General features: G+C 34.9%; 17 protein-coding genes. 6 read left to right on the forward strand and 11 right to left on the reverse strand.

Features of this window, described 5'->3' with window-relative positions; genetic code table 11:
- The 3 genes from ACNQGH_RS01470 to ACNQGH_RS01480 all read right to left on the reverse strand — a co-directional run bounded on the left by ACNQGH_RS01470 (position 1) and on the right by ACNQGH_RS01480 (position 5,959).
- Positions 1 to 1,434: an OmpA family protein gene (locus ACNQGH_RS01470; protein ID WP_417954198.1), complete on the reverse strand. Its 1,434-nt coding sequence runs from the start codon at positions 1,432 to 1,434 to the stop codon at positions 1 to 3.
- A gap of 133 nt (positions 1,435 to 1,567) precedes the next feature.
- Positions 1,568 to 2,761 carry a glycine C-acetyltransferase gene (gene kbl, locus ACNQGH_RS01475; protein WP_417954199.1) on the reverse strand — a complete coding sequence of 398 codons (1,194 nt, stop codon included), beginning with the start codon at positions 2,759 to 2,761 and terminating at the stop codon, positions 1,568 to 1,570.
- Between the two features lie 45 nt (positions 2,762 to 2,806).
- Positions 2,807 to 5,959 carry a UvrD-helicase domain-containing protein gene (locus ACNQGH_RS01480; protein ID WP_417954200.1) on the reverse strand — a complete coding sequence of 1,051 codons (3,153 nt, stop codon included), beginning with the start codon at positions 5,957 to 5,959 and terminating at the stop codon, positions 2,807 to 2,809.
- A gap of 238 nt (positions 5,960 to 6,197) precedes the next feature.
- Here ACNQGH_RS01480 and rbfA point away from each other — a divergent pair, with 238 nt between their 5' ends.
- The 3 genes from rbfA (at position 6,198) to ACNQGH_RS01495 (ending at position 9,386) form a co-directional block, all read left to right on the forward strand.
- Positions 6,198 to 6,590, forward strand: coding sequence for a 30S ribosome-binding factor RbfA (gene rbfA, locus ACNQGH_RS01485; protein ID WP_417954201.1), 393 nt, complete (start codon positions 6,198 to 6,200; stop codon positions 6,588 to 6,590).
- 3 nt (positions 6,591 to 6,593) lie between these two features.
- Entirely contained in the window at positions 6,594 to 7,793 is a 1,200-nt protein-coding gene (locus tag ACNQGH_RS01490) for an ABC transporter permease (protein WP_417954202.1), read from the forward strand.
- Between the two features lie 165 nt (positions 7,794 to 7,958).
- The gene (locus ACNQGH_RS01495) at positions 7,959 to 9,386 is read left to right on the forward strand and encodes an MATE family efflux transporter (protein WP_417954203.1); all 1,428 of its coding nucleotides are present in this window, start codon (positions 7,959 to 7,961) and stop codon (positions 9,384 to 9,386) included.
- Positions 9,387 to 9,443: 57 nt separating this feature from the next.
- On the opposite strand, the gene dusB is transcribed toward ACNQGH_RS01495, so the two are convergent.
- Positions 9,444 to 10,436, reverse strand: a complete 993-nt coding sequence (gene dusB, locus ACNQGH_RS01500) for a tRNA dihydrouridine synthase DusB (protein WP_417954408.1) — start codon at positions 10,434 to 10,436, stop codon at positions 9,444 to 9,446.
- A 294-nt stretch (positions 10,437 to 10,730) separates the two neighbouring features.
- Between dusB and lepA the strand changes: the two genes are divergently transcribed.
- Positions 10,731 to 12,527, forward strand: coding sequence for a translation elongation factor 4 (gene lepA / locus ACNQGH_RS01505; protein ID WP_417954204.1), 1,797 nt, complete (start codon positions 10,731 to 10,733; stop codon positions 12,525 to 12,527).
- A gap of 53 nt (positions 12,528 to 12,580) precedes the next feature.
- Here the strand turns inward: lepA and ACNQGH_RS01510 are convergent, their stop codons facing one another.
- A complete protein-coding gene (locus ACNQGH_RS01510) occupies positions 12,581 to 13,513 on the reverse strand; it encodes a 1-phosphofructokinase family hexose kinase (RefSeq protein WP_417954205.1) in 933 nt (310 codons plus the stop codon).
- A 105-nt stretch (positions 13,514 to 13,618) separates the two neighbouring features.
- Between ACNQGH_RS01510 and thiL the strand changes: the two genes are divergently transcribed.
- Positions 13,619 to 14,665, forward strand: a complete 1,047-nt coding sequence (thiL, locus tag ACNQGH_RS01515) for a thiamine-phosphate kinase (RefSeq protein ID WP_417954206.1) — start codon at positions 13,619 to 13,621, stop codon at positions 14,663 to 14,665.
- A gap of 72 nt (positions 14,666 to 14,737) precedes the next feature.
- Here the strand turns inward: thiL and ACNQGH_RS01520 are convergent, their stop codons facing one another.
- From ACNQGH_RS01520 to ACNQGH_RS01540, 5 genes are all read right to left on the reverse strand, one after another.
- Positions 14,738 to 15,433 carry a response regulator gene (locus ACNQGH_RS01520; RefSeq protein ID WP_417954207.1) on the reverse strand — a complete coding sequence of 232 codons (696 nt, stop codon included), beginning with the start codon at positions 15,431 to 15,433 and terminating at the stop codon, positions 14,738 to 14,740.
- Between the two features lie 2 nt (positions 15,434 to 15,435).
- Positions 15,436 to 17,478 carry a tetratricopeptide repeat-containing sensor histidine kinase gene (locus ACNQGH_RS01525; protein ID WP_417954208.1) on the reverse strand — a complete coding sequence of 681 codons (2,043 nt, stop codon included), beginning with the start codon at positions 17,476 to 17,478 and terminating at the stop codon, positions 15,436 to 15,438.
- 121 nt (positions 17,479 to 17,599) lie between these two features.
- On the reverse strand, positions 17,600 to 17,881 hold the full coding sequence (locus ACNQGH_RS01530; RefSeq protein ID WP_417954209.1) for a 3-oxoacyl-ACP reductase: 282 nt from the start codon (positions 17,879 to 17,881) through the stop codon (positions 17,600 to 17,602).
- Between the two features lie 173 nt (positions 17,882 to 18,054).
- Entirely contained in the window at positions 18,055 to 18,867 is an 813-nt protein-coding gene (locus ACNQGH_RS01535) for a LytR/AlgR family response regulator transcription factor (protein WP_417954210.1), read from the reverse strand.
- 379 nt (positions 18,868 to 19,246) lie between these two features.
- Positions 19,247 to 20,788 carry a glycine--tRNA ligase gene (locus ACNQGH_RS01540; protein WP_417954211.1) on the reverse strand — a complete coding sequence of 514 codons (1,542 nt, stop codon included), beginning with the start codon at positions 20,786 to 20,788 and terminating at the stop codon, positions 19,247 to 19,249.
- A gap of 532 nt (positions 20,789 to 21,320) precedes the next feature.
- Here ACNQGH_RS01540 and ACNQGH_RS01545 point away from each other — a divergent pair.
- The gene (locus ACNQGH_RS01545; RefSeq protein WP_417954212.1) at positions 21,321 to 21,929 is read left to right on the forward strand and encodes a superoxide dismutase; all 609 of its coding nucleotides are present in this window, start codon (positions 21,321 to 21,323) and stop codon (positions 21,927 to 21,929) included.
- Positions 21,930 to 22,248: 319 nt separating this feature from the next.
- On the opposite strand, the gene ACNQGH_RS01550 is transcribed toward ACNQGH_RS01545, so the two are convergent.
- Positions 22,249 to 24,147 carry an amidophosphoribosyltransferase gene (locus ACNQGH_RS01550; RefSeq protein WP_417954213.1) on the reverse strand — a complete coding sequence of 633 codons (1,899 nt, stop codon included), beginning with the start codon at positions 24,145 to 24,147 and terminating at the stop codon, positions 22,249 to 22,251.
- Between the last annotated feature and the right edge of the window lie 75 nt (positions 24,148 to 24,222).

Genomic DNA, 24,222 nt, shown 5'->3' on the forward strand with positions numbered 1-24,222 from the left:
TTATTCTTTGATCAAAGATATTTCAACTCTTCTGTTCATTGCTTTACCTTTTGCAGTTTTGTTAGTTGCAATTGGTTTAGTTTCACCAAAACCTGTAGATCTAAGTCTATCAGCAGCAATTCCGTTTTCAATTAAATAATTTTTAACTGCAGCAGCTCTGTTTTCAGATAAGGTTTGGTTCATTGCGTTACTTCCATCACTATCAGTATGACCTTCAATCATGAATTTAGAATATGGATATTCTTTTAAGATTGATGTGATTGATTGCAAAACAGTATAAGTACCTTTTTGGAAAGTAGATTTACCAGAATCAAACAAGATTACTTTACCATAGTTATTTAAAGTCTTCATAACTTCTTCTGAAACTTCTGGACAACCTTGATTAGCAACAGTTCCTCTTACGTCTGGGCATTTATCATCTTTGTCTAAAACACCATCTCCGTCAGTATCTGGCCAAGGACAACCTGCGTTTTCTTTAGGACCTGCAACAGTTGGACATTTGTCATCTTTATCAGCTACTCCGTCTCCGTCAGCATCTGGACAACCTTTTAATGCAGCTAAACCAGCAACATCTGGACAAGCATCATCTTTATCAGCAATTCCATCTCCATCAGTATCAGGACATCCGTTCAATGCAGCTAAACCAGCAACATCTGGACAAGCATCAGCACTATCTTGAATTCCATCTCCGTCAGTATCAGGACAACCGTTGAATTGTTTTAAACCGGCAACTTCTGGACAAGCATCATCTTTGTCATATATTCCATCACCATCAGTATCTTTACCTCCAAATTTGAAAATAAGACCTGCAGTATGTTGGAAATAAGAAGGAGAATCAATTACTCCATTACTATCTTGTCTATCTCCAAAAGATTTTTTATAAGTTGTTGTTAAAGAAAGTCCGATATTTTCAGTAAACCAGATATTTAATCCAGCTCCTGGGTTAATAGTACCGTAACTATCTTTTCCTAAGAAAGTATAACCTCCACCAACAGCTAAAGACGGATCAATTACTTTAGATTTGATCAAATTCATTAAACTGTATCTGATTGTACCATCAATACCGTAATACATTAAATCTCCAGGATTAGTTACTATGTAACCACGAGAATCATGACCAACGGCAGTTGGACGAAAATAAACTGCTTTTGTAATTTTATTTACTGATCCAGAAAGTCCAAAAGTAAAATTGTCCCCTATGTGTCTGGATACGCTTAAATAAGATACAGAAGGAAGAATATTCCAGTTGTCTTTAACAGCGAAAGGCTGAGAAAAATGTCTGTCTAACCAATTATGACCACCACCAGCACTTGTTCTGGTGTCAATAGCATTAACTCCAAAAGAGATTGCCCATGGATTGTTACTGTCTTGTGCGTGAGAGCTTAAACCCATCACCATCATTACAGCAACTAAAAGTTTGTTAAGATGTTTCATACTTAATTTTTTTAATTACAATTTAGTTAATTACAGACAAAAGTAACTCGTAAATTTTTAACTACAAAATGAAATGTTAAAAAAAAACAAAAATATAGCCGCAAAGTGGAAATTATATAACATTCACCAGAAATTATACAACTTCCAAAAGACGCCCAACTTCAATAAAAGCAGCAATTGCCTTATCCAGATGGGCTGTTGTATGTGCTGCTGATAGTTGCACTCTAATTCTCGCTTTATCCTTAGGGACCACCGGAAAAAAGAAACCGATAACGTAAATCCCTCTTTTTAAAAGCTCATTTGCCATAGTTTGAGACAATTTTGCATCATAAAGCATTACAGGAACAATAGCAGAATCACCATCAATAATGTCAAAACCTGCCTTTTTCATCCCTGCTTTGAAATAGTTTGTATTCCATTCTAACTTATCGCGTAACGAAGTATCCTTTTCTAATAATTCAAAAACTTTTATAGAAGCTCCAACAATGGCTGGCGCAAGAGAATTAGAAAACAAGTACGGCCTGGAACGTTGGCGTAGTATTTCGATAATTTCTTTTTTAGCAGTTGTATAGCCACCCATTGCGCCTCCCAATGCTTTTCCCAATGTTCCGGTAATGATATCTACTCTTCCCATAACGCCTTTTGCTTCGAGCGTTCCTTTTCCGGTTGCACCAATGAATCCGGCAGCATGACATTCATCCACCATCACCATTGCATCATATTTATCCGCTAAATCACAAATTTTATCCAGAGGAGCTACGACTCCGTCCATGGAGAAAACACCATCAGTAACAATTAATTTAAAACGACTTCCTGCGTCATTTGCTTTAATAAGTTGCTGTTCCAGATCCTCCATATTGCTATTTTCATACCGATACCTTGCCGCTTTACACAAACGCACCCCATCTATAATGGAAGCGTGATTCAAACTGTCTGAAATAATTGCATCATTTTCTCCTAATAGAGGTTCAAAGACACCGCCATTAGCATCAAAAGCTGCTGCATAAAGAATTGTATCTTCGGTCCCATAAAATTCAGAAATCTTTTTTTCCAGTGTTTTATGGATATCCTGAGTTCCACAAATAAAACGAACCGACGACATTCCGAAACCATGGGTATCCAAAGCATCTTTTGCTGCCTGAATTACTTCCGGGTGTGATGACAATCCAAGATAATTATTAGCACAAAAATTCAAGACTTTCTCACCGGTTGAAATCGTGATTTCTGCTCCTTGTGGAGAAGTGATGATTCTTTCTTTTTTGAAAAGTCCATTGTCCTCAATAGTTTGCAATTCTGTCTGTAAGTATTCTTTGATTTTTCCGTACATTTTGTGTATTTATTTAAGCCGTTATTTATTGATTTTAATATAAGCTTACAAATCTACTACATCGATTTCTTTCCCTATGTATACCAATGCCTTTTTAACAACTTTGTATCCCATTTTCTCAATTGCATCTTTATAATTCTCCAATTGTTGCTGGTATTTAACATTATGCGTTCCAGTTTTATAATCCAGCAACAATACTTCTTTGTTTTTCGTTACAACCATTCGATCTGGTTTTACTGTTTTCCCCTCTTTTTGAATAATGGTTTGCTCATTCAAAATTTCATTTCCTTCAGCGAAATAAGTTAAAAGTTCCAAATGATTTACAATTTCCTGAATCGTTTTATACACCAGCTCTTTTTGATTTAGCGTAATCAATCCGTTTTCAATTGATTTTGTTATTGCCAAATCAACATCATTTTTAGTTTTTACAAAAGATAGAATTTCGTGAATAACATTTCCATATTCTATAGCTTCTTGCTGCAGTGTTCCCCACATTAATGCTTCGCGCTGTGCTATTTTTATATTCTTTGGATTCAAAATTTCCGAAACTAAAGGAATCGTTTTTGAAGTATCAACATGCTGTTGCCCTGAAGATAATTTTAGTGGGTTTCCAAATTCATATTCCAATTTATTTTCGTCGAATGCACCTTTGCTACCCAAATAATTAATAAAAAAAGCACACATATTGTTTTTTGGAACCTCTCCTTTGCTGGACAAATTCATATTCGAAATTACATACAATTGTTCTTCAGCTCGGGTTAAAGCCACGTACAAAACATTAATGTTATCTAATAATTCTTCCTGCTTTTTTTGATTGTAAACGACTGATGCTTCCTCACCAAAACCCTCCACTGCGCTACTATTATCTATTAAAACTTTTGGCAAACCGAAATCATGTTCTTCAGCATTAAGCCATAATTTATCTTTTGGTTTTCTATTATAATCTTCCTCGGCAAAAGGAAAAATAACAATTGGAAATTCTAGTCCTTTCGATTTGTGGATAGTCATAATCCGAACCGCATTATTCCCTTCAGGAGACGGAATGCTAAATTTCTCCGCATTTTTATCCCAATAGTTTAAGAAGTCGGAAATTCCTGCTTGATTGCGAATGTCCCGTTCGAGAACAATGTCCAGAAAATATTGAACGTAAGCATTACTTATCTTTGGATTTAGGAATTTAGAAATAATGGTTTCAACCGCCTCATACAACGATTTTTTTCTAATATTCTGAAAGGAGAGCGAAATATCAAAACTCGTCAACCACTCTTCGAATTCACTTTCTTGAAACAAAGACATTCCTTTGGCAATGAAATCATGAACAGGCAGTTCATCCTGAACATTTCGAGAGAGATATTGTAAAAAATGTGCTTTGGATTCCAAATCCGCATTATTTTTCAGGTATTTCAATAAATGAATAATCAATCGAACTTCGGTGGCATTTTGAATCATCAAAGTTTCCGATGACAAAAGCGGAATACCTTGTTCAGTCAAATAATTTGCAATCGCAATTCCTTGATCTCGCTTTCGGGTTAAAATTACGATATCTTTATATTCAAATCCTTTTTGAATTACTTTTTGAATAGTGTTTAAAGTAGCTAAAACATACAGTTCAGTTTTACCCAAAGCCTCTTCATCGTCTTCTGAAACTTCTATTTTAGGAATAAAGGAGATATTTACATAACCTCCCGTTTTGTTATTTGTTTTTTGATGACTGTGATTTTCATACAAATCTTTATAATCCAAATGCACAAATTCATTAGACAACAATTTAAATAAATCATTATTAAATTCGATTATCTGGGAATAACTCCGGTAATTTTTATCTAAATGTTCGAGTTTTTTATCGGGATTATTGAATGGATTCCGGTCTTTACTCAACTCTATAAACTGCTCTGCTTTTCCGCCACGCCATCGGTAAATTGATTGTTTTGGATCACCCACGATCATCAAAGTCCCTTTTACACCAAAATCATCCTGACCCGAAAGCGCATTATCAATAAGCGGAATCAGGTTTTGCCATTGCATTTCAGAAGTATCCTGAAACTCATCAATAAAAAAATGACGGTAGCGCTCACCCAATCGTTCATAAATAAAAGGCGCCGGCTGGTTTTGAATTTCACGATGAATAATCGCATTGAATTCAGAAATGGAAAGCACATTTTGTTCTTGCTGAATTTTGGCTAATTCATTACTGACCGTATTTAGCAAGGACAAAGGGGTAATGTTTTTTAAGAAAGCCTTATAGAAATTTATCTTTTCGAAAGTTTTATATACTTTGTCTAGAAATTGCAATAAATCAGGAACTATGTTTTCAATAATTACACGGTCTTTTGCTGTTTTATTTATTTTTATATCGTCAAATTCGTGATAGGTTTTGTTTTTTGGATTGAATTTCCCTTCTTGAATACTCAGCAAATGTTTTGGAAAATGTCCTGCCGAAAAGGATTTGACATCAACTCCATTTTTTTCGATTAGCAATAAAGCTTCTTCAGCAATAACGACACTTTCTCTCTCTAAAACTTTGCAGGCTTCAGCCAGTTTGTTTTTTATCCCCACAAACTCTGCAATGGATTTATCCTGAAAATGAGTTATTTCATTCCGGTTATTTTCGTTTAAGACCAAACGACCGGTTTCGAGAATTTCCCGTGAAATATCCCAAGATTTGTCGTCATCGGTTTTTTCCATCGTGAAATCGATCAACAGCTTTGTTAATGTTTCATCTTCTCCGGCTTGTGCGATAATCGCATCGACGGCTTCTATCAATAAATTTTCAGTATCCAACGTGACTTCAAAAGTCATTGGTAAATTCAAATCATGCGCAAAAGCCCGAATCACTTTATGTGTGAATTTATCAATTGTCGAAATATCAAAAGCAGCATAATTGTGAATTATATGTTTGATAATTTGCTGTGATTTGGTTTTGATTTCAATAATAGAAAGTTCCGTATCTAGTACCAGACCCTGCATTAAATCCTGTGCTTTGGGACTCGGTTCGTCTTTAGCAAACTCTGACAAACTACCTACAATTCTACTTTTCATTTCATGTACCGCTTTATTGGTAAACGTAATGGCGAGAATGTTTCGGTACGCATCATTTTTCTTGGCAACAAGAATAATTTTAAGGTATTCTTTGACAAGCGCATAGGTTTTTCCGGAACCAGCCGATGCGTCATATATGGAAAATGAAGGTCTTTGCATTTTGTTTTTTGATTTTTTAAAACCCTTAAAAGTTTCTGAAAATTGAAATTTTATTTTGTCCAAATGTCATAGTCCCGATTACAAAGACATACTTTCCTTGTCTCGTTTTTTTAACTGAACAAGGAAAGACATAGTGAAAATCGGAAATAACTCCTGATAATCAAACAAATTCTGCTTTGAATTGATTGTTCATTTGAAAATTTGTTTGTATAAAACTTAAAAGTAGTATTTTTGCAGCATGGAAACAAATAGACAGAAAAAAATAGGTGGGGTTATCCAAAAAGATTTGGTTGATATCCTACAAGGTGAAGTGAGAAAAAATGGAATTAACAATTTAATAATTTCAGTATCCAAGGTTGTTGTAACTTCAGATTTATCAGTAGCTACAGTACATTTAAGCATTTTTCCTCAGGATAAAGCTAAGGAAACTTTGGCAGCAATAAAGACAAATTCTACCTTAATAAAACACGATTTATCGCAACGCGTTCGTTTACAATTAAGAAAAGTGCCAAATTTGGTTTTCTTTATTGATGACTCTTTAGACTACATCGAGAAGATTGACAATGCGTTGAACAATAAGGAAAATCCAATAGAAAACAGAGATCTTCTAGAAAAACGCAGACATTCATAAAGTTTGAATTTCCCCCTTTACATAGCCAAACGCTATATTCTTAGCAACAGTAAAAACAATGCGATCAACATCATCAATCGAATTGCCAGTATGGGAATTATTGTTGGGGCAATGGCTTTGTTTGTGGTTTTATCCGTTTTTAGCGGACTGAAAGTCTTTAGTCTTTCATTTACGAATGACATTGATCCCGATTTAAAAATAAGCAGTACTTTAGGTAAATCCTTTCTTATTTCTCCAACACAGGAAGGCCAAATCAAGAAAATTGACGGGTTAGCTTCTTATACTAAAATAATAGAGGAGCGTGTTCTATTTACTTTTGACGGAAAACAGGAAGTTACTTATCTCAAAGGGGTTGATTCCAACTTTAGTAAAGTAAATGCCATAGAAACAAAGCTTTTCAATGGACAATGGCTTAAACCGGACACCTACCAAGTAGTTGTGGGTTACGGAATTGCTCAGAAATTTTCAATGGGATTGCTTGATTTCAATCATCAATTGGAAGTTTTAGTACCAAAACCCGGGAAAGGGGCTATCGAAAATCCCGAACAAGCTTTTAACAAAACCAATATTATTCCTGTTGGCATTTATGCTATTAGCGAAGACTTGGATTCAAAATATGTTTTTGCGGATTTAGGTTTGGCGCAAGAATTATTGGAATATAAAACCAATCAGGTTTCGGGGATTGAAATTAAAATAAAAAATGGCACTGATGAACGTGCCATTATAGACAAACTACAAACCATTTTCGATAATACCATTACCGTAAAAAACAGGGCTCAACTCAATGAATCATTGTATAAAATGTTGAATACCGAGAACATAGCCGTGTACTTGATCTTTACCTTAGTAATCATTGTAGCACTTTTCAACTTAATTGGCGCTTTGATTATGATGATTTTGGATAAAAAAGGAAACTTGAAAACCCTTTTTAATCTAGGAACTGAAATCAAGGATTTGCGAAAAATATTCCTGCTTCAAGGCACTTTATTGAGTGTTTTTGGCGGAATTATTGGGTTGGTTTTGGGAATTGTAATTGTGTTGCTACAGCAACATTTCCAACTCGTTATGATTACCCCTACGTTAGCTTATCCTGTCGTTTTCTCCCTTGAGAACCTGTTAATTGTTTTGGGAACTATTGTCACGCTTGGTTTTATCGCATCGCTGATTGCCAGTAGCCGCGTAAGCAAGAAGTTGTTGGATTAATTTTTTTAATTAAAAAGAATATTTACATTTACTTTTGTTAAAATCTAAACGCCATGATAGTTTCTGTCTAGTCTTTCCTGATTTTTCGAATAATTAGGATCCCTTTATTTACTTTTATGTCCCGCTAATACGTCTGGACTGACCATCTCATTATCCTAATATATCATGACAGGAACAACATTAGAAAAAAACTTATTTTCTCGAATTTTCACAACATTAAAACAAGCTATCAAAGGAAATCAATCTTTTGATTACACCTCTGGAAGTATCAAAAAAGGAGTAATTCTTCTAGCTATTCCGATGGTGTTGGAAATGCTTATGGAATCGGTTTTCGCTTTAGTCGATTTATATTTTGTCGGCCATTTAGAGCAAAGCAGTTATGCTATTCAAGCGGTTGGATTAACAGAATCAGTAATTACGATTGTTTATTCTATTGCTATCGGAATTAGTATGGCCGCTACTGCGGTTGTTGCTCGTCGAATTGGCGAAAAAGATCCTGTTGCCGCCTCAAAAGCAGGAATGCAAGCCATCATTATTGCATTCGTTATTAACACAATAATTAGCGTTTTTGGTTTTATTTATGCCAAAGATATTTTGTCATTTATGGGAGCCTCCGTTGAAGCAGCTGAATATGGGGTAAACTTCACTCGAATTATGATGGGCGGAAGTTTATGCATCATGCTGCTGTTTCTTATTAACGGAATATTTCGTGGCGCAGGAAATGCTGCAATTGCTATGAAAAGTCTTTGGTTAGCTAATATTTGCAACATTATTTTATGTCCCCTATTAATTAATGGATTTGGTTCCATTCCTGCTTTTGGATTAACGGGTGCCGCAATGGCAACAACTATCGGAAGAAGCATTGGTGTTTCGTACCAACTGTATCATTTATTTAACGGCAGAGGAATTTTAAAAATCATACCTTCTTATTTTATTCCAGATCCGGAACAAATTAAAGCATTGGTAAAAATCGCTGCCCCTGGAGTATTACAATTTGTAATTGCTTCCTGCAGCTGGATATTTCTGGCTCACTTGGTCGCCACGACCGGTGGAGATCATGGTTCTGCGGGATATCAAACTGCATTGCGCATCATGATGTTTTTTATTCTTCCTGCTTGGGGATTAAGTAATGCCGCAGCCACTTTGGTAGGTCAAAATTTAGGTGCAAAAAAAATTGAACGTGCCGAAAAATCGGTCTTTATCACCGCAAAGTACAACGTGATTTTTATGGCAATCATTACAGTTATTACATTGGTTTTTTCTAGTGCTCTAATTTCATTTTTCACTAATGATCTTATCGTGCAAAAGATTGCCGTTGAAGCATTACAAACAATGTGTTTGGGTTATGTTTTTTACGGAATTGGGATGGTGTTAATTAATACGTTCAATGGCGCAGGCGACACCTGGACTCCAACAATGATTAATTTTTTCGGATTCTGGTTATTCCAAATTCCATTGGCTTATTTATTATCCAAATATTATAAAATGGGACCAACTGGTGTTTTTATAGCGATTCCTATAGCCGAAACAGCAATCACTTTAGCAAGTATTGTGCTCTATAAAAGAGGAAAGTGGAAACGTGTTGAAGTATAAAAAAGATGTAACAAAGAACTGCCCCCAAAAAGATACTATTTGGGGGCATTTTTTATTTTAAACAACCTCATAACCCGCATACGCCTCTTCAATCTCATTCAAAGTAGCGAACAACTCTTCAGGGCGATCCAGCGTTACTAATTTTTGTTTATGGGTTTTGAAAGAATGAATTCCTTTAAAATAATTGGTGTAATGTGGTCTTGTTTCAACAATTCCCAATCTTTCTCCCTTCCATTCCATTGCCCACGTGAGGTGATTTCGAACTGCTTCCACTCGATCGACAACGGTAGGTTTTGGTAAATGTTCGCCTGTTTTGAAATAATGCTTGATTTCGTTAAAAATCCATGGATATCCAATGGCAGCCCGACCAATCATAATTCCGTCGATACCGTATTCGTTTTTATAGTGCAATGCTTTTTCTGGAGAATCAATATCACCGTTTCCAAAAATAGGCATGGTAATTCTAGGATTATTTTTTACTCGGGCGATATGAGACCAATCCGAATGTCCTTTATACATTTGGGCACGTGTCCTGGCGTGTATACTCAAAGCTGCAACACCAATATCTTGCAGACGCTCTGCAACCTCATCAATATTAATCGAATTATCGTCCCAACCTAAACGCGTTTTTACCGTTACAGGCAAATGAGTACTATCGATAACAGCCTGAGTCAAACGAATCATCAAATCAACGTCTTTTAAAACGCCGGCACCAGCACCTTTGCAAACCACTTTTTTGACAGGACAACCAAAATTAATATCTATCAAATCAGGGTTTACAGCGGAAACAATTTTTGAGGACATCGCCATGGCTTCTTCATCACCTCCAAAAATCTGGATTCCAACAGGTCTTTCGTAATCGAAGATATCTAATTTCATTCGGCTTTTGATCGCATCCCGAATCAATCCTTCAGAAGAAATGAATTCCGAATACATCAAATCAGCGCCATGAATTTTGCACAATCTGCGAAAAGGCGGATCGCTCACATCTTCCATAGGTGCGAGAAGTAAAGGAAATTCGGGTAATATTATAGTGCCAATCTTGACCATCTTCATTTATTTTGCTGCAAAATTACGTTTTTTAGATGAAAGGATAAAAGAAGAAAGAAGAAAGACTTAGTATTAAACCTATTAGTTTGCGAATTCGACACTTTGAAACTGTTGAATTTAGCTTATATTTGCAGATTAATTGGTGCTATTTGGCAATTGCCTGAAGGATTGCAGCGAATTTTTTTTCCATTTTTCTTTAAAAACGAAAAGAATGTAGTGAAAATCCAGACCTTACGGTCGCGCCCATGCTTCGACTTCGGTCAGCATGACATATAAATTTGATACAAACAGAAAATGAAACATATACGGAATTTTTGCATTATTGCACACATTGACCACGGAAAAAGTACACTTGCTGACCGATTATTAGGCGCAACACAAACGGTTACCGCTCGTGAAGAAAAAGCGCAATTGCTTGATAACATGGACCTGGAGCGCGAACGTGGCATTACAATAAAAAGTCATGCAATCCAGATGGAATATACTTATAAAGGGCAAGAATATATCTTGAATTTAATTGACACTCCGGGACACGTGGATTTTTCATATGAGGTTTCCCGTTCAATTGCAGCTTGTGAAGGCGCACTTTTGATTGTAGATGCAGCACAAAGTATCCAGGCACAAACCATTTCAAATTTATATTTAGCTCTTGAAAATGACCTGGAAATTATTCCGGTCTTGAATAAAGTGGATTTACCAAGTGCGAATCCTGAAGAAGTAAGCGATGATATTGTAGATCTATTAGGTTGCAAATTAGAAGATATTATTCATGCCTCCGGTAAAACCGGTTTGGGTGTGGAAAATATTTTGGCGGCAATTATCGAAAGAATTCCTCCTCCAACAGGAAATATTGACGAACCGTTACAAGCCTTAATCTTTGACTCCCATTACAATCCGTTTCGTGGAATCGAAGTTATTTTTCGAGTAAAAAACGGGCAAATAAGAAAAGGTCAAAAGATTAAATTCATGGCTACCGGAAACGAATATTTTGCAGATGAAATTGGCACATTGAAACTAAATCAAGTTCCGAAACAAGTAATTTCAGCAGGTGATGTTGGCTATTTAATTTCCGGAATTAAGGAAGCAAAAGAAGTAAAAGTAGGTGATACACTGACGGATGCAAAAACTCCAACAACAAATATAATTCACGGTTTTGAAGATGTGAAACCGATGGTTTTTGCAGGAATCTACCCCGTAGATACAGAAGATTATGAAGAGCTGAGAAACTCTATGGAAAAATTGCAGTTGAATGACGCTTCTTTGGTATTTTTACCCGAAAGTTCAGCAGCATTGGGATTTGGTTTCCGTTGCGGATTTCTAGGAATGTTGCACATGGAAATTATCCAGGAACGACTGGAGCGTGAGTTTAACATGACTGTTATTACTACGGTTCCCAACGTTTCGTATTTGGCTTACACCAAAAAACATCCTGAAACACCACTTATAGTAAATAATCCTTCGGACTTGCCTGAGCCTTCTCGTTTAGATCATGTCGAAGAGCCTTTTATAAAAGCAACTATCATCACTAAAGCCGACTATGTTGGAAATGTAATGAGTTTGTGTATCGAAAAACGAGGTTTGATCACCAATCAAACGTATTTGACCACAGAACGTGTAGAGTTAACTTTTGATATGCCACTGGCTGAGATTGTATTTGACTTTTATGACCGATTGAAAACAGTTTCTAAAGGGTATGCTTCATTTGATTATACGCCAATAGGGATGAGAACTTCCAACTTGGTAAAAGTAGATATATTGTTGAACGCTACCATTGTTGATGCTTTGTCATCATTAATGCATGCAGACAACGCGTATCAGATTGGTAAAAAAATGTGTGAAAAACTGAAAGAATTAATTCCACGCCAGCAGTTTGACATTCCTGTTCAAGCGGCAATCGGTGTTAAAGTAATTTCGCGTGAAACCATTAAAGCGTTACGTAAAGATGTAACTGCCAAATGTTATGGCGGGGATATTTCTCGTAAACGTAAATTATTGGAAAAACAGAAAAAAGGTAAAAAACGTATGAGACTTGTTGGGAATGTCGAAATTCCGCAAGAAGCGTTTATGGCTGTACTGAAGCTGAACGATTAAAAATTATTTTAATTATAAATGAAACCTGATGACGTAAATGGCATCAGGTTTTTTTATTTATTCTTCAACCATTCAAATAATCGTTTTGCATCTTCAAATTTAAATAATTGGGTTCCTTCATTCATCGTTGCTGCAGATCCACAGGCAACACCCCAACGGATTACTTCTTTCAGGCTTTTATTTTGCGAAAGTGCCCAAACCATTCCACCAACCATACTATCCCCAGCACCTACGGTACTTTTTTTGACCACATTGGGAGCAGGAACAAAATCATAGGAATCTTTTGTAACCAATACTGCACCTTGTGGACCAAGGGAAACGACTACGATTTCGGCGCCACCTTTGGCAATTATTTGTTTTGCGGCTTCGTTTACCTCTTCAATCTCAAGGCTTTCCACACCTATAAGTTTCGCTAATTCACCCACATTCGGTTTTATCATATACACACCGGTATCTAATACTTTTTTCAAAGCTTCACCCGAGGTATCAACAATCAATTTTGAATTGGATTCTTTCGCAATACCGGCAAAAACCTGGTAAAAATCCGATGACAGTCCTTCATTCACCCCCCCACTAACAACTAAGTACTTAGATTTTAAATTTTGAATTGTCTGAATGATTTTGTCTTTTTCCAACACCGTTATTTCGGCTCCTTTGAAACTAAAACGGTATTGTAAGTTGGTATTATCATCTACAGCAACAAAGCTTTCTCTTGTCCAACTCTGTATTGTTACAGCTTCATATTCTATTTTTTCCTTACGCACCAGCTCTTCAAGCATTTTACCTGTCGGTCCGCCACTAGTGAATACTGCTAAAGAAGTTCCGCCTAAACGAGAAATTGCCTTAGACACGTTTATCCCTCCTCCTCCGGCATCAAAACGTGGCTCATCACATCGTATTTTCTGTTCAGGCACCAATCCTTTAAAATGGGCACTTTTGTCCAAGGCTGGATTAACCGTAAGTGTGACAATATCGAATGACTTCATTTTCATAAATTTAATACTCTAAAGGTCGGATAAAATTCATAAAAAAGGATCCAATTCAAGGCGAATATTTCTTCGTATATTTGCAACCTCAAACAAAAGAAAAAAATGATTGAAGATAAAACCCCACAACGTACAAGTATAGCTCAGTTAGGAGAATTTGGGTTGATAGACCATTTGACAAAAAACTTTGAAATCAACCAATCTTCGACTTTAAAAGGAATCGGAGATGATGCTGCCGTTTTGGATTTCAAAGATAAAAAAGTAGTTGTATCTACCGATTTATTGATTGAAGGTGTGCATTTTGATTTGGCCTATATGCCGCTAAAACATCTAGGCTACAAAGCAGTCGTGGTTAATGTTTCTGACATTTGCGCGATGAATGCAAAACCAACACAAATTACGGTTTCAATTGCAGTGTCCAATCGTTTTCCTTTGGAAGCGTTAGAAGAATTGTTTGCTGGAATAACACATGCGGCCCGCGAATACAATGTAGACGTTATTGGTGGCGATACTACCTCATCACAAAAAGGATTAATAATCAGCATCACCGCCATTGGCGAAGCTGCTGAAGATGAAATAGTGTACAGAAACGGTGCCAAGCAAACTGATTTATTAGTTGTAACCGGAGATATTGGAGCTGCGTACATGGGATTGCAGGTTTTGGAGCGTGAGAAACAGGTTTTTCAGGTCAACCCAAATTCACAACCGGATTTGGATGCTTACACCTATTTGATAGAACGTCAATTAAAACCTGAAGCCAGAAAAGACGTACGTACCCTATTACACGCTTTGGAGATAAAACCAACTTCAATGATTGATATTTCTGATGGATTGTCATCCGAAATTATGCATTTGTGCAAGCAATCCAAAGTGGGTTGTAATTTATATGAAGACAAATTACCAATCGACCCTCAATTTATTAATGTCTGTGAAGAATTCAATATCGACAGTACAACAGTTGCAATAAACGGAGGTGAAGATTATGAATTGCTTTTCACCATTGCCATGGAAGATTTTGAAAAAATAAAAGGAAATCCAAATTTTACCATTATTGGCCACATGACGCAAGAAAGCGAAGGGATCCATTTAGTTACCCGAGCCAATACAAAAATCGCCTTAAAAGCGCGTGGCTGGGATGCTTTGAGTGAATAGAAATTTCATTAAAATAAATAAAAAAACGACACTTTTTCAGGTGTCGTTTTTTTATTTAATTTTACTTAAAAGCTAAAAAAGCAATCCTTGATTTTTTGCCTCGCGGATTAAATCAATATCACTACCATCATCTATTTTCAATAATTCTTTTAGATTTAGTTTTCTTCTTTCAATTTCTCCTAATGAAATCGGGATATAATGTGGAATCTCATTCAGCTTCGTCCCTTTTGACAAATGAAATAAAATTTGTTTGTCAAATTGATCAATTTCTATCGTGTCTTTTTCTGCTAAGTCCAACATTTTTTGAACAGATTGACTATAATAAATTTTATTATTTATGACTTTATCAAAAGCAAAAAGTAATTCGTCAAATGTCAGATCATTCTTTATTACTAATCCGTTTGGATTTATTGTGCTAATAATGGTTTTTATCTTTAACAATTCCGTATACATAGTTAGCAAAATAATTTTGCAATCAGGCATAGTTTCATTTATCAATTTAGCCAAATCCTCGCCCGTATAAATACCTTTTTCTTCATAAGATGGCATACTAATATCTAAAAAAGCAATATCAAAAGCCGAAGTAGCAGGATTTGTAATGATATTGTATGCCGATTCACAATCTTTGGCTTGGCTAATAAAAAATTCAAATTCTTTAGGGTTATATCGTGTAATGGCATTCTTATATCCTTCTATAATAAAAGGATGGTCATCTACAATTAATATATTATTCTTAATCATCGTCTTTTCAGTTGGGGCAATTGTCATTTCTATGTAGGTATTTGTTTTTGTTCTATTGGGACTAGAATTGTAATAGTTGTTCCTTCTTCATTTTTTGATTTTATGTCTACTGTTCCATCGCATTCTTTTATTCGGGATTGTATGTTTTGTAGGCCAATACCCTTTTTTGCTTTGTTTACATTAAACCCGACACCATCGTCACTTATTACTAAAAATAAATCATTCTCCTTTTTTTTGAGTTCAACTTTGATAGTATTCGCACTGGCATACTTATTAATGTTTTGAAGTGACTCCTGAATAATTCGGTATAAATTTATTTTAATCGCATTGCTTAACAGCTCCCATTTTATAGTTGGATCTATGACTGTAACTAGCTTTGGTTTAAATGTCTTTTTTTGATCTTCAAATAAATTATTTACAATGGCGACGAAGTTATTAATTAATTCTGATTTCTCTCTATTCAAATCATGTGAAATTTCACGAATATCCTGCTCTATATTTTTTAATTCCGCCAGATAGCTGATTCTTTGATTAACCGCTAACTCATCATTAAATTTATTCAAACCGTCTAAATTCATCCGTACCCCAAACATTCTGCCTAGCACTCCATCGTGCAACTCTTGTGCAACCCTTTTTTTCTCCACAACCCTATTGGTTTCAATGGTACTTTGCTGTGAAATCATTAAGTTATAGATTTCTTCATTGACCTTTTGTTGCTCTTGCTTTAATAGCAATTCTCTATTTTTAGCTTTTTGTGATTTAATGACATACAGAAACATTCCCAAGATGGTAAAAGCACTAAACCCAAATAACAAATTCCTGTTTTTAGTTTCCAGATTTACATTTTCATCTTTTATCTGATCCGTTTCATATTCTATTCGGGTAAATTTATTACCCATATTTCGTTCTGTTTTTTGTAGTTCTTCATTGATATGAATGTATTCTTTCGCGTAAAGTGATGCTTTTTCGGGCTCTATAATAGCCAATTGTTTAAGGGCCACCAATACATTTCTATAACTTTTGGAACTTCGAGACAATAAAAGCGCCTCTTTTGAATATCGAGTCGCTTCTGCAATATTCTTTGTAGATACAAAATATTCAGACAGATGAAATTTACTGGCAATAATTCCCGAAGTCAATTTTAAACTATCTCTCAGTTTTAGCGACTGATAATACATTTGTGGCAATCCATCAATTTCATTTAGTTTGAATTTGGAATACGCCAAATTATCTAACAACATAGCATAAACGGCCGGCTTTTGAATAATTAGATTTTCCTGTTCTAATCCCTTTTTAAAATAGGAAATAGCCATTTTATGATTATTCAAATTTTGATAGATATACCCGATATTATTAAATGAAGTGGCTTTCGATTGAAACTCTACTGGTATTATTTTATCGTCTATGCTTGCTAACGCTTTAGTATTGAATTCTATTGCTTTATCATATTCTCCCAACTCATTGTATATAAGCCCCAAAAGATTATAGGATTCGTATATAACATCATTCGCTTTTTCACCTTTTATTACCCGCAAGGCTTTAAATACTGCTATTTCACTTCCAAGAAAATCACCTTCGTTATATTGCAACAATGCTTTATTTAACCGTAACCTAGCTAGAGAAAAAATATCATTGCGTTGTAAGTACATTTTTTCAGCTTTTGAATAGTACATAAAAGCACTGTCCGAAACTGCTTGAGCTCCATAGTAATCCCCTAAATAAGTATATCCTTTTGCTAAATTTAAAGTATCCTTGGCACTCTCTGAATTTTTTAAAACAAGATGCACTGTACTACTAAAATCGCTCCAGTTATCAATATTATAGTACCGATTCGCTACTCTAAACAGATTTACTCGATTTAGCGAATCATTTTCTTGATTAACAACTATATCGAAAGCTTTTTGATTAAATATTTTCCTTTTTTCGCGTGACAAACTGAAGTCGTTCGCTAAGGATAAATAATCAGAAAGACTATCATTGGATGAATTGACAGTAATGCTATTAGATTCTTTTTTGGAGCAACCAAAAAAAATCAACAAGAGAAGTGTTAATATGAGGGATTTTTTTTTCAATAGTTTTTCTTGAATTTTATCAAAAATAGTAAAATAAAACTACTGACATAAAAAAAGGCTGTCAAAAAAAATTGACAGCCTAAAATATATATTTTAAGTATTTATTTAAGTAAAATATTTCTTAGTCTACTTTCACATTTCCACCTGCTGAACCAGATCCAATGATGTCTACTTTTACATTTCCACCTGCTGAACCAGACCCGATGATATCTACTTTTACATTTCCACCTGCTGAACCAGATCCAATAATATCCACTTTTACATTTCCACCTGCTGAACCAGATCCAATAATATCCACTTTTGCATTGTTTTCAACTTTAGTGTTATTAGTTTCAGGAGTTGTGAATGATGTTAAGATCATTACTAAAGAGAATAAACCGATTGTTAAGATTGCTTTTTTCATAATTTGGGATTTTTATGTTGTTATGTTTTTTACTTTTTTCACTTCCTTTTGCAGGAAATTGTTTCGTAAAACTACATAGGTAAACTTAAAATTTCCTACAAAAAAAGGCGTTTATGGTAGAATACAGCCGTTTGATAGTGAATGATATCCAAATTATGGTGAATGGCTATTTTTTAGATTTCCAAGTAATTTCCATTGGAAAAATCAGAAATAATAAGGTCAACATTTGCCTTATACGATTTGGAGAAAGGAAGTTTTGTAGTGGTGTTTTTAATATAACATACTGTATTTCCTGTATGAATTCTGGAGATGTAATTTCGGTTTACGATATAACTGTTATGAATTCTGATAAAAGGAAAAGATAAAATCCCTTCAAAGTGCTTCAATGTTTTGAAAGCGGTTATCATTTCACCATTATTTAGATGTATGTCAGTAGAATTATTATCCGCTTGGAAATAGCAAATATCTTTAGCATTAATATACCTGTAATCACCATAGGATTTTATACAGAGAATAAGAGGCTGTTCTTGATTTGGCGTTTCCTGTTTAACTAAAACTATAGGTTTCTCATCAAGAGCTGGTTTTTGTTTCGAAAGAACTTCTTCTGTGTTATTCGATTTGTTCAATTTTAAAATTGATTTTACAATATCGATGCGCATCAACGGTTTTAATAAATAATCCGCCACTTCATATTGAATAGCTTCAAAAGCCAAATCTTTCTTTGTGGTTGTAACAATAATCTTTGGAACTACTTTCAGATACCGGTACAACTCATTAATAAGAGCCAGTGATAAATTACTCGTTGCATTAGCAGGGTCAATTTCGAGAAAAACCAATTGAGGAGCATGTTCTAAAATAAGATTTAAGCCATCCGTGTAATTATTTGCCGATGCCACAAAAGTAAGCTCCGAAAAACTATCAGCAATGGCTTTCGTTTTCGAAACACTTTCTTGATCGTCGTCAATAATAATGTACGAGTAATTCATCAATGGCTTTTCCTAGAATTATTAGGCATTTCATCAGATATCCAAAGTAAAATATACTTTAAATTATTAAGTAATAATGGTAGTTTTGGGAAACTATTAAACAAAAGCATAAAAAATCAAATAAAAAACCCCTGTTTAACAGTCTAAAAATAAGCATTTAACCATTTTTTAGTATCCGTTGTTAATATGTTTTTAACAAATGTTGATACATTAAGATGAAGTGCAAATAAACCCGACAAAGAGCGTAAATTCCTGCTATAAAAGAAATTAATAACGATACTCTTTTCAATTGATTGCGCATTAAAAAATTATTTGATCCTCCACAAAATAAAAAAGCTCTCCATTTAGGAAAGCTTTTCTTATATAAATAAAAATTGAATTACATTTTCAGCAACCAATTTTTCATCGAAACTTCATTCTCAATGATTGCTTTTAAATCCGTGATTTTCACGCGGTCCTGTTTCATTGTATCTCTATGTCGAATCGTTACCGTCTGGTCTTCGATCGTTTGATGATCTACAGTTATACAAAAAGGAGTCCCTAAGGCATCTTGTCTTCTATAACGTCTTCCTACAGCATCTTTCTCATCATAAGCCACGTTAAAATCCCATTTTAAATCTTCAATGATTTTATGAGCTATTTCCGGCAATCCATCTTTTTTAACCAATGGTAAAACTGCCGCTTTTGTCGGTGCTAAAACTGATGGTAATCTTAGAACTGTTCTTGTGGAGCCATCATCTAATGTTTCTTCTTTTAATGAAGTTGCAAAAACTGCCAAGAACATTCTATCTAATCCTACTGAAGTTTCCACTACATAAGGAACATAATTCTGATTCAACTCAGCATCAAAATACTGCAATTTTCTACCAGAAAACTTTTCGTGCGCCTTTAAATCAAAATCTGTACGAGAGTGAATCCCTTCTAATTCTTTGAATCCAAAAGGAAAATTAAATTCAATATCTGCTGCAGCATTAGCGTAATGCGCTAATTTTTCATGGTCATGAAAACGATAATTTTCTTTCCCAAGTCCTAATGACAAGTGCCAGTTTAATCTTGCTGTTTTCCAATGTTCGTACCATCTCATTTCATCACCTGGACGCACAAAAAACTGCATTTCCATTTGTTCAAACTCGCGCATACGGAAAATAAATTGTCTTGCTACAATCTCGTTTCTAAATGCTTTTCCGGTTTGTGCAATTCCAAAAGGAACTTTCATTCTTCCTGATTTTTGCACATTCAAGAAATTAACAAAAATACCCTGAGCTGTTTCCGGACGTAAATATAAATCCATTGCCGTATCAGCCGATGCTCCTAATTTAGTTCCAAACATCAAGTTAAATTGACGTACTTCGGTCCAATTTCTGGAACCTGATTCCGGACATGCAATCTCCAATTCTTCAATTAAAGCTTTCACATCTTCCAAATCTTCGTTCCCCAGAGAGCGAGCCATTCGTTCTAGAATTTCTCTTTCTTTAGCTTTGTATTCAATTACCCTTGTATTTGTAGTTACAAATTCCTGTTCATTGAAAGCATCACCAAAACGAGTACGCGCTTTTTCGATTTCCTTGATTGCTTTTTGATTCAGCTTTTCGGCATAATCTTCAATCAAAACGTCGGCTCTATATCTTCTTTTTGAATCTTTGTTGTCAATTAATGGATCATTGAAAGCATCCACATGACCTGACGCTTTCCAAGTAGTTGGATGCATCAATATTGCCGCGTCAAGTCCAACAATGTTATCGTTGATTTGAACCATTGCCTTCCACCAATATTCACGTATGTTCTTTTTTAACTCTACTCCGTTTTGTGCATAATCATAGACTGCACTTAAACCATCGTAAATTTCGCTTGACGGAAAAATAAATCCATATTCTTTTGCGTGCGAAATTACATTCTTAAATAAATCTTCTTGTTTTGCCATAATAGTGCAAAAATATAAAAAGTGAACTTAAAAAAAAGAAAATTGTTAAAGATTGAAGCATTGATTTGTCTATTTTGATAAATAAATCCTTGATTACATGTTTGAAAGCAGTATTGCTCTCATCCTAAATATCTCTTTAATTGCTGCTATTACTACGATAGGAGCCCCCATTAGCAGTTTGTTGATCTATTTTATTGAAAATTCCCGGTGCGAAAAATGCACCTTATTTGCAGGGCGACGGCACAATCCCCGTTAGGATTCCAAACCTAAACTTTATTAAAACTAAATAACATTGTCGAAAACAATGCCTTTTAGTCCCGATTGCGGTGAAAATATTTTTTATTAGCCTTTTTGACAAATAAAAATATTGAAACAAAAAGCAGGAAACAGCTACTGAAAACAAGTCTGTTACAATTTCAAAGAGCACACTATCAATTAATTTAATGAAATTATAACAAAATAGAATTTCCGTTTCCAAAGTTAAATGTATAAATTTGATAAAATTTTTATAAATCCTTTAAACAATCATATTATGGCATTTGAATTACCACAATTACCTTATGCGTACGACGCATTAGAACCTTATATTGATGCGCGCACGATGGAAATTCATCATACAAAACATCACAACGCTTATATTACCAACGTAAATGCTGCTATTGCAGGGACGGATATGGAAGGTAAGACGATTGAGAATATTTTGATTAATCTTGACATGAAAAACATGCCGGTTCGTAACAATGGTGGTGGTTTTTACAATCATAATCTATACTGGACTGTAATGACTCCGGACGGTGGCGGACTTCCAACTGGAGATTTACTGGCTGCTATCGAAGCTGCTTTTGGAACTTTTGAAGAATTCAAAGCATCATTCAGTAAAGCCGGAGCTACTCAATTTGGTTCTGGATGGGCTTGGCTTTGTGTTCATAAAGGTGGAAAAGTAGATGTTTGCGGAACTCCAAATCAAGACAATCCTTTGATGCCAGGTGTAGGTTGTGGTGGAACTCCAATTTTAGGAATGGATGTTTGGGAACATGCTTATTACTTGCATTATCAAAACAGAAGACCTGACTATATCGAAGCTTTTTTCAATATAATTAACTGGACCGAAGTAGCTAGAAGATATGCTTTAGATAAATAATCTTTTTTTAAATATAAAGAGACAAGATGAAATACTTATAAAATTATTTCTTTAAATCCTGTCTCTTTATATTTTCTCTTAGTAAACAAAAAAGCGCCGATTTCAAAATTTTGAAATCGGCGCTTTTTTGTTTGTCTTGCTTTTTGACTTTATTCCAATAAAAAAGGTGGAATTTCTTCCACCTTTTTTGCCCCAAATCTACCATAAACTTAACCTACTAATGTTATGGTGATTCAAATTTATAGCAGTTATTTAATCAAAACAAATAAATTAGACAAACAACACATAAAACCGATTAAGAACTAAATTTGCTCAATAACTAGTATGCTCTCGCGTCTTTTCCTTCATAAAAATTCATAAATGCGCGATTCACAACTCGATTTCCTCCAGGGGTAGGATAATCTCCGGTAAAATACCAATCACCTAAATTTTTAGGACAAGCAATATGCAAATCTTCTACGGTTTGAAATATTATTTTTACTTCAGCATTGATTTCAGGAGAGCTTAACATTTCAGCAATTTTGTTTGAAACTTCTTGCGGCTGAAAAGGCTCATAGATTGCCGTCACATAATTTACAACATCAGTGTCAATATAATTTTCCTGTGCTTTACATTTCAAATACACTTCATCAACGATGTGATATAAATTTCTTTCTTTTAGCAATTCTAAAGCTGCTTTAAATGCTACCAAACCTTCCAGTTTAGCCATATCAATTCCATAACAATCAGGGTATCTAATTTGAGGCGCTGATGAAACAATTACAATCCGTTTTGGATTCAAACGATCCATCATTTTAATGATACTCATTTTCAATGTGGTTCCACGTACGATACTATCGTCAATAATTACCAAATTGTCTGTTGGTTTGATAACACCATAAGTAACATCATAAACATGGGCTACCAAGTCATCACGACTACTGTCTTCCGTAATAAATGTTCTTAGTTTTGCATCTTTAATGGCTACTTTTTCTGTACGGATTTTTACTGCAAGTAATTCCTGTAAAGAATCCTTAGTTAAAGTATTTCTGTTTTCAAGAATGAAATTGTTCTTTCTTTGGTTTAAAAAATCCTGAGCCGCTTCAACTAATCCGTAAAAGGAAGTTTCAGCAGTATTTGGAATATAAGAAAAAACAGTATTATCCGTATCCTCATCTATCGATTCCAAAACGGCAGGCAAAATCAATTTTCCTAAATTTTTTCTTTCTTGATAAATTTCAGCATCACTTCCTCTTGAAAAATAAATACGCTCAAATGAACATGCTTTCTTAACTGTAGGCGGAAGAATTTCCTTCATGGAAACCGTTCCGTTCTTTTTAATTATCAATGCATTTCCTGGCTCTATTTCTTGTACTTTTTCGAAAGGTACATTAAAAACCGTTTGTATTACTGGTCTTTCAGAAGCAACCACCACCACTTCATCATCCTGATAAAAATAAGCGGGACGTATTCCTGCAGGATCTCTAAATACAAATGAATCCCCATGACCCAAAAGCCCTGCCATAGCATAACCTCCATCTAAATTTTTGGATGCTCTTGTCAAAATTTTTGCAACATCCAGTTTTTCTGCGATCACCGGAGAAGCTTCTCTTTTAGTTAACCCATTATTTTTACATTCCTGATACAAATCCGTTACCGCATTGTCAAGAAAATGTCCAATTTTTTCCATTACTGTAACTGTATCCGCCATTTCTTTCGGATGCTGACCTAATTCAATTAGACTCTGAAAAAGTTCTTTAACATTAGTCATATTAAAGTTTCCAGCCAAAATCAGGTTTCTGTGCATCCAGTTATTCTGACGTAAAAATGGATGAACACTTTCAATACTGTTTTTTCCAAAAGTCCCATAACGAACATGTCCCAAAAACAACTCTCCTATATAAGGAATATTAGCTTTCTGAAGTGCAACATCATCTGCATATTCAGGATGAGCTGCCATTTCTTCATTAATTCTGTCATTTATCTGCGCGAAAACATCTTGAATAGGTTGTGCATGATTGGATCGCACACGACTTATGTAGCGTTCTCCTGGCTCTACATCTAATTTTATACTTGCAAAACCTGCTCCGTCTTGCCCGCGATTGTGCTGCTTTTCCATAAGGAGATACATTTTTTGTATTCCGTAGAAAGCAGTTCCGTATTTTTCTTTGTAAAACTCAAGCGGTTTAAGTAGTCTAACTAAGGCTATTCCACATTCGTGTTGTAAAGCGTCGCTCATTGTGTTGTTGTTTGTTGTTGTGTTTGTCGGTATACACTAATTACTGTTCTTAAACGAACATCTATAATTAGACCA

This window comes from Flavobacterium kochi, assembly GCF_048286715.1.
In the GTDB taxonomy this organism is placed as follows: Bacteria; Bacteroidota; Bacteroidia; order Flavobacteriales; family Flavobacteriaceae; genus Flavobacterium.

Bases quoted from the DNA above. Each gene is read 5' to 3' on its own strand.
- thiL (WP_417954206.1), top strand. From the start codon at position 13,619: ATGATTGAAGATAAAACCCCACAACGTACAAGTATAGCTCAGTTAGGA.
- ACNQGH_RS01495 (WP_417954203.1), top strand. From the start codon at position 7,959: ATGACAGGAACAACATTAGAAAAAAACTTATTTTCTCGAATTTTCACA.
- kbl (WP_417954199.1), bottom strand. From the start codon at position 2,761: ATGTACGGAAAAATCAAAGAATACTTACAGACAGAATTGCAAACTATT.
- ACNQGH_RS01535 (WP_417954210.1), bottom strand. From the start codon at position 18,867: ATGAATTACTCGTACATTATTATTGACGACGATCAAGAAAGTGTTTCG.
- ACNQGH_RS01480 (WP_417954200.1), bottom strand. From the start codon at position 5,959: ATGCAAAGACCTTCATTTTCCATATATGACGCATCGGCTGGTTCCGGA.
- ACNQGH_RS01540 (WP_417954211.1), bottom strand. From the start codon at position 20,788: ATGGCAAAACAAGAAGATTTATTTAAGAATGTAATTTCGCACGCAAAA.
- dusB (WP_417954408.1), bottom strand. From the start codon at position 10,436: ATGGTCAAGATTGGCACTATAATATTACCCGAATTTCCTTTACTTCTC.
- ACNQGH_RS01510 (WP_417954205.1), bottom strand. From the start codon at position 13,513: ATGAAGTCATTCGATATTGTCACACTTACGGTTAATCCAGCCTTGGAC.
- ACNQGH_RS01530 (WP_417954209.1), bottom strand. From the start codon at position 17,881: ATGAAAAAAGCAATCTTAACAATCGGTTTATTCTCTTTAGTAATGATC.
- rbfA (WP_417954201.1), top strand. From the start codon at position 6,198: ATGGAAACAAATAGACAGAAAAAAATAGGTGGGGTTATCCAAAAAGAT.
- ACNQGH_RS01550 (WP_417954213.1), bottom strand. From the start codon at position 24,147: ATGAGCGACGCTTTACAACACGAATGTGGAATAGCCTTAGTTAGACTA.
- ACNQGH_RS01545 (WP_417954212.1), top strand. From the start codon at position 21,321: ATGGCATTTGAATTACCACAATTACCTTATGCGTACGACGCATTAGAA.
- lepA (WP_417954204.1), top strand. From the start codon at position 10,731: ATGAAACATATACGGAATTTTTGCATTATTGCACACATTGACCACGGA.
- ACNQGH_RS01470 (WP_417954198.1), bottom strand. From the start codon at position 1,434: ATGAAACATCTTAACAAACTTTTAGTTGCTGTAATGATGGTGATGGGT.
- ACNQGH_RS01520 (WP_417954207.1), bottom strand. From the start codon at position 15,433: ATGACAATTGCCCCAACTGAAAAGACGATGATTAAGAATAATATATTA.